Source organism: Intrasporangium sp. (assembly GCF_032907665.1).
Classification (GTDB): Bacteria; Actinomycetota; Actinomycetes; order Actinomycetales; family Dermatophilaceae; genus Intrasporangium.
In genome coordinates, this window is record NZ_JAJJPG010000172.1 from 1 (window position 1) to 6,117 (window position 6,117).

Annotated in this window: 5 protein-coding genes; 2 read left to right on the forward strand and 3 right to left on the reverse strand. The window is 70.7% G+C overall.

Annotated features, from left to right (window positions below; genetic code table 11):
* Nucleotides 1-84: 84 nt before the first annotated feature.
* Nucleotides 85-1,170, reverse strand: a complete 1,086-nt coding sequence (gene ychF / locus LOY02_RS17260) for a redox-regulated ATPase YchF (protein WP_317183607.1) — start codon at nucleotides 1,168-1,170, stop codon at nucleotides 85-87.
* 97 nt (nucleotides 1,171-1,267) lie between these two features.
* Nucleotides 1,268-2,104, reverse strand: coding sequence for a thioesterase family protein (locus LOY02_RS17265; RefSeq protein ID WP_317183608.1), 837 nt, complete (start codon nucleotides 2,102-2,104; stop codon nucleotides 1,268-1,270).
* A gap of 76 nt (nucleotides 2,105-2,180) precedes the next feature.
* On the opposite strand from LOY02_RS17265, the gene LOY02_RS17270 reads away from it, so the two are divergent.
* The gene (locus LOY02_RS17270; protein ID WP_317183609.1) at nucleotides 2,181-3,386 is read left to right on the forward strand and encodes a DNA recombination protein RmuC; all 1,206 of its coding nucleotides are present in this window, start codon (nucleotides 2,181-2,183) and stop codon (nucleotides 3,384-3,386) included.
* Nucleotides 3,387-3,494: 108 nt separating this feature from the next.
* On the forward strand, nucleotides 3,495-5,198 hold the full coding sequence (locus LOY02_RS17275) for a substrate-binding domain-containing protein (protein ID WP_317183610.1): 1,704 nt from the start codon (nucleotides 3,495-3,497) through the stop codon (nucleotides 5,196-5,198).
* 56 nt (nucleotides 5,199-5,254) lie between these two features.
* On the opposite strand, the gene LOY02_RS17280 is transcribed toward LOY02_RS17275, so the two are convergent.
* The coding region (locus tag LOY02_RS17280; RefSeq protein WP_317183611.1) for a 4-hydroxy-3-methylbut-2-enyl diphosphate reductase at nucleotides 5,255-6,117 on the reverse strand (863 nt) is incomplete at its 5' end.

Here is a 6,117-nt window from a genome sequence, read left to right on the forward strand (position 1 = left end):
CCACACAACGGGGACCTCGGTGCGTGCTGATGCACCTACGTCCACCCCGGTGCCTACCGGGATGACCTGCGCAAACGTCCCTGATCACACGTTGAAGCGGAACTCGACGACGTCGCCGTCCTGCATGACGTAGTCCTTGCCCTCGATGCGCACCCTTCCGGCCGCCTTGGCGGCAGCCATGGACCCGGCCGCCACCAGGTCGTCGAAGGAGACGACCTCGGCCTTGATGAAGCCGCGCTGGAAGTCGGTGTGGATCACGCCGGCAGCCTGCGGCGCCGTCCAGCCCTTGCCGATCGTCCAGGCCCGCGCCTCCTTGGGGCCTGCGGTGAGATAGGTCTGCAGCCCGAGGGTGTGGAAGCCCTGCCGCGCGAGCTGGTTCAGCCCCGACTCCTTCGCCCCGAAGCTCTGGAGCAGCTCGAGGGCCTCGTCGGCCTCCATGTCCATGAGGTCCATCTCGAGCTTGGCGTTGAGGAAGACGGCGTCGGCGGGAGCGACCGACTCGCCGAGCTCGCGCTTGAGGTCTTCGTCGGCGAGCTGGTCCTCGTCGAGGTTGAAGACGTAGATGAACGGCTTGGTCGTCAGCAGACCCAGCCCCCTCGCCATCTCGAGGTCGACGCCCGCAGCCGACCCAGCGGCATACAGCGTCCTGCCCTCCTCGAGCACTCTCTGCGCGGCCACGGCGTTGTCGAGGGCGGCCCGCTTCTCCTTGTTGATGCGGGCCTCCTTCTCGAGGCGGGGCACGGCCTTCTCGAGGGTCTGGAGGTCGGCGAGGCACAGCTCGGTCTCGATGACGGCGATGTCGCCCTGCGGGTCGACCTTGCCGTCGACGTGGACGACGTCGTCGTCCTGGAAGGCACGCACGACCTGGCAGATCGCGTCGGACTCGCGGATGTTGGCGAGGAACTTGTTGCCGAGGCCCTCCCCCTCGCTCGCACCCCGCACGAGGCCGGCGATGTCGACGAAGCTCACGGTCGCCGGGATGATCCGCTCGGAGCCGAAGATCTCGGCGAGCTTGGCCAGCCGCTCGTCGGGCAACGGCACGACCCCGATGTTGGGCTCGATCGTCGCGAAGGGGTAGTTCGCGGCGAGGACGCTGTTCTTGGTCAGGGCGTTGAAGAGAGTGGACTTGCCGACGTTGGGCAGTCCGACGATTCCGATGGTGAGGGCCACGGGGTCAAGAGTCTAGTGGCCGTGCGGCGGACACCTGACCATGTCGTATGCCGCTGAGCTCGCTCCCAGCCCACCCTCGGTGCCAGCCCTCCCGCCCTCAGCCGGCGGGGCGGACGCCGCAGAGCTGGCGGGACTGGGCCACGAGCGAGCCGGTCGAGTCCCAGATGCGGGCGTCCTCCTCCAGCATCCCGCCGCCGAGGTTCTCGGTGGTGAGGACGACCCGGAGCCAGCCCCGGGCGGGCCGGCGGCGGATGTGGCCGGTGAACTCGAGCGTCGGCGTCCAGCCGTAGAGCCCGAGGTCGAAGGCGACCGGCGGGAAGGCGTCGAGGGCGAGGGCGAGCATCGTCGTGTCGGGCTCCCGACCGTCGCGCAGCCGCAGCCAGCCCTGGATGATTCCCCGCATCGACGGTCTGCCCATCGCCCAGCCCGCGGTCTCGGGGTCGAGCCGGATCTCGACCCGGTCGAGGAAGCGGCTGTGCTGCAGGAAGTCGGGCGGGGCATCGTCGGAGGACAGGCACTCGTCGGGTGGTGGCAGGTCAGGTGGCGGTGACTGTCGGTCCGACACCACGGCGTCGAGGTTGCCGAAGGATGCGATGGCGCGCATCCGCTCGACCGCGTCGCCGTCGACCTCCTGGAGCAGGCTGACCTGGCCCGTCGACAGCCTGCGGCCGGTTCGCATCACCTCCGTCGACGCGGTGAAGCCGCCCGGTGTGGCGGCGGTCATGAAGTAGGCACTGACGACGACGGGGTCGACGTGGCGGGTCGTCTCGGTGGGGTCTGCGGCCAGGTGCTGGCCGAGCGCCGTGAGACCGGCCGCCATGACGATGCCACCGTTCACGGCATTGCCGATCATCCAGTCCTCGGTGAAGGTGCCGGTCCGGGTGGTGGGGCTGTCCCCCTGCTCGAGCCGGATGGCCTCGTCGAACTCGCTCACAGGGAGGTTGTCTACCAGACGTCTCGGACGGCGTGGCGTGCCGGGCGCTGTCGGTGCGGTCTGGGACGGTGGCGGCATGGACGCAGCACTCGTGGCCGCGCTCGTCGTCGGCGCCGCCCTCGGCGGGCTCATTGCCTTCCTGTGGGCCAGGGGGTCGCTCCTGTCGCGCGCGACCGCAGCGGAGGCGGAGCGCGACGTGCTGCGGGCGCGGCTCGAGGACCTCGAGCTGGCGCGTGCCGAGTCGTCCGAGGCGGCGGCCCTGCTCGCGCCCCTCCGGGACACGATCGGCAGGGTCGAGCGGCAGGTCGGCTCGCTCGAGCGCGACCGCGTCGAGCAGTTCGGCGAGCTGGGCGAGCGCCTGACGGCGGTGAGCCGGTCGACCGAGTCGCTCCGCACCGAGACCGCGACCCTGGCGAGCGCGCTCAGCGCCTCCACCGTGCGCGGGGCCTGGGGCGAGGTCCAGCTGCGCCGGGTTCTCGAGCTGTCCGGTCTCCTCCCCCGCTGCGACTTCGACGAGCAGGTCACGCGGACCTCCAGGCACGGAGCGACCGTCCGGCCGGACGCCGTCGTCAACCTGCCCGGTGGACGCCACGTCGTCATCGACAGCAAGGCGCCGATGTCCCACTTCCTCCAGGCGCAGGCCGAGACGGTGGGCGCGCAGGAGCGCGCCGAGCTGCTCGGCTCCCACGCCACCTCGCTGCGTCGCCACGTGGAGGCGCTCGCCGGAAAGGCCTACTGGAGCGCCTTCACACGCTCCCCGGAGGTCGTTGTCTGCTTTGTGCCCGGTGAGGCCATCCTCGGGGCCGCCCTCGCCGACGACCCGGGTCTCTACGAGCACGCTCTCGGCCGCAAGGTCGTCCTCGCCTCGCCCGGCACCCTCTTCGCCGTGCTGCGCACCATCGGAGCCGTGTGGCAGCAGGACGCGCTCGAGCAGAACGCGCGCGACCTGCTCGCCCTCGGCCAGGACCTGCATGCGCGCCTGGCCACCCTCGGGGGCCACGTCGTGTCCATGGGCCAGTCTCTCGCGCGGAGCGTGGAGGGCTACAACCGCTTCGTCGGCACCCTGGAGTCCCGCGTCCTCGTCACGGCGAGGCGCCTGCACGAGCTCGGGATCGCCGAGCAGCAGCACCTGTCCCTGGATCCGCTCGAGTCCACGCCCCGCTCCCTGAGCGCGCCGGAGCTGCTCGACGACGAGGGTCGCGACATCCGTGACGAAGCTCATCTGGCGCGAGAGCGAGTGGTCGATCGCGCGGAGGCACAGCAGCGTGGGGCCTCGGCCTGACGAGACCCGAACTGCACAGACTACGACAAGGCGGGCAGTTCGGCACGTCGAAAGGGTGGACTTCCGCTGGTCACCCCCTGACAATTGCCGCGTGGATGGTGGTACACAGTGACGGCGGGTGGGGGGCCCGCATCAGGAGAGGGGCCGGAGCCGGCCGGCCGGCGCATCGGGCCCTACGAGCAGTCGCTTCGTGAGGCCACCCGCAGGACCGAGCAGGAGACCCGCGCCGCGCGCCGTCGCCACTCGGTCCTCGCGGCCGTGACCGTTGTCGCACTGGCGGTCGCCGGTTTCGTCGGGTGGCGTCTCCTCGGCCCCGAGCCACCACCGACGACCATCCCGTCCCACGCCGCGGCGCCGGCCTCCTGTGACGACGCGACACCGGTCACGATCGCGGCTGCACCCGCAGTCGCGGCGATCGTCGCCTCCCTCGCCGAGGACCTGAGCACCCACGAGGACGGGCCATGTGCCGCCTTCACCATTGAGAGCATCGAGGCGTCCACCGTGGCCGGAACCATCGGCACGTCCGCGGAGCCGGACGCATGGGTCACCGACTCGGCAGAGTGGATCCAGCGGGCACAGTCCCTGGCAGCCCGCGAGCTCACGGTGGGAGACCCCTTCGCCTCCAGCGGCGTCGTCGTGGCACTGCCCCGCGCCACCGCGGACGAGCTGGGCGACAACCCCACGTGGTCGACGGTGCTCACCGGGAGCACGCCGGTCCGCGTCCCTGACCCGAATCGCTCCGCTCTCGGCAGCGCCGTCATCGGTGCGGCCGCACCGGGCCTCGCTCCCGACCAGGTCACCGGGATCGTCCGCGCCAACGCCTCCAGTCCGGTTCCGGACCTCAAGACCGCCGCCGAGTCGACGAGCCCGGTCGGCGTCGTCGTCCCCGCGGCGCAGCTGCTCGCCTTCAACGAGTCGAGCCCCGGGTCGATGCTTGCCGCAGTGGCTCCCGTGGAGGGAGCGCCCTTCCTCGGCTACACCCTCGTCAGCATCAACGAGAAGCCGGAGGTCGCGGGGCTCGTTGCCGAGTTCGAGGAGTACCTCGGCAGCGACGCGGCGCGGGACGCACTCGCGGAGGCCGGGTTCACGACTCCCGACGGGCCGGAGGCGCAGGTGCCGACGCCGCTCCACGGCGTCATCACCGAGAAGGAGGCACCCGAGGCGGCCGTCCTCAGCACCGTCCGCTCCGCGTGGGCCAGCGCTTCCCCGAAGCGGCAGACTCTCCTCGCCCTCGACGTGTCCGGGTCCCTGCTCCGTCGGACGGAGGGTGGCACCCGGCTCGACGTCCTGAAGGCAGCGGTCAGCCGTGCGGTGGCGGGCATCCAGCCCTCGAACACCCTCGCCCTCTGGGCATACTCGCTCCACATCGGCACCAAGGGGGATGACTTCAAGGTGCTGCTCGACGCGGGTGCCGTGGGTGACAGCAAACACTTCCTCGCGGTGCGCAACAGCATCGCAGACCTCGACAAGACGGTGGGTGGGGACCGTGGTCTCTATGACACCATCGCGGCCACGTACCAGCGGGCCGTGACCTCGTTCGCGAAGGGTTTCGACAACTCAGTGGTCATCGTGGCCGATGGGCCCAACGACGACGACTACGGCGCCTCCTTGGAGATCCTCATCGACCGGATCAAGGCCCTCAAGGATCCGGCCCGGCCGGTCCGGATCGACATCGTCGGCCTCGGCACCGAGCCGGATGCCAAGGTGATGACGCAGATCGCCGAGCTCACCGGCGGCCGCTATCTTCCAGCCCCCGAGCCGAAAGATCTCCTGCCAGCCCTGACCCAGGTCCTGGGCAGCGGGCGGCCGTAGGGATCGACGCTCCGCGGGACGCTCCGAACGACCCACCTCGAGGCCGACAGCGAAGGTCAGTGCAGGGAGCCGGCGTCCTCGAAGGCTGCGTCGTGGCGCACGGCCCCTGCCTCGGCACCCGAGAACCGCTTGATGTCGCGTCGCAGCTCGTTGGGCAGGGCGAAGAGGAGTGACTCCTCGGCCGCGACGACCGCCTCGACCGTCGCGTAGCCACGCTCCGCCAGCCAGGTGAGGACGTCGCGGACGAGCACCTCGGGCACGCTCGCGCCCGAGGTGACCCCCACGGTGGACACGCCCTCGAGCCACGCCTCGTCGATCTCGTCGGCGTAGTCGACCAGGTGCCCGGCGCGGGCGCCGTGCTCGAGCGCGACCTCGACGAGGCGCACGGAGTTCGAGGAGTTGCGCGAGCCGACGACGATCATGAGGTCGGTGTCCTTGGCCATCTGCTTCACCGCGAGCTGACGGTTCTGCGTGGCGTAGCAGATGTCGTCGCTCGGCGGGCTCTGCAGGGCGGGGAACTTCTCCTTGAGCCGTGCGACCGTCTCCATCGTCTCGTCGACCGACAGCGTCGTCTGGGAGAGCCACACGACCTTCTCGGGGTCGCGCACGGTGATGTTGTCGACGTCGTGGGGGCCTTGGACGAGTGTGATGTGCTCGGGGGCCTCACCGGACGTGCCGACAACCTCCTCGTGCCCTTCGTGGCCGATGAGGAGGATGTCGTAGTCGTCGTCCGCAAAACGCACCGCCTCGCGGTGCACCTTCGTCACGAGCGGGCAGGTGGCGTCGATCGTCTTGAGGCTGCGGGCGCGTGCCTCGTCGTGGACGACGGGCGCGACGCCGTGCGCGGAGAAGACCACGGTGGCACCCTCGGGCACCTCGTCGGTCTCGTCGACGAAGATCGCCCCGCGCCTCTCCAGCG

Bases quoted from the DNA above. Each gene is read 5' to 3' on its own strand.
- LOY02_RS17270 (WP_317183609.1), top strand. From the start codon at position 2,181: ATGGACGCAGCACTCGTGGCCGCGCTCGTCGTCGGCGCCGCCCTCGGC.